Here is a 295-nt window from a genome sequence, read left to right on the forward strand (position 1 = left end):
CACCCAGTCGTAATAACTCGTTCCGTGTTTGATATACCGCTTCTGAGCCACCACATAAAAACCAGTGTGCATCCCCATAACGAATGTTCAGTGAGGCCAGGGTCGCCAACAGATCACTGCGGCCTGTCAGACCCGTGTAGTCCAGTACGTTACTGGCTTGTATCTCATCCACCAATCCGGAATTTTCGGCTTCGCCATACAGGCTGCTTTTATCCCGGGCGATATGAAGCAAGTGTCCACTCACTGCATGACCCACACGGCCTTCACCACGGCTATATTGATGACGGTCCAGAAT

Annotated in this window: 1 protein-coding gene; it reads right to left on the reverse strand. The window is 51.5% G+C overall.

Translation table 11 applies throughout. From position 1 onward, the window contains the following. On the reverse strand, window positions 1-295 hold a 295-nt coding region (locus Q4563_RS18900), incomplete at both ends, for a hypothetical protein (protein WP_303605608.1).

The sequence above is a fragment of the Gilvimarinus sp. 1_MG-2023 genome (assembly GCF_030548285.1).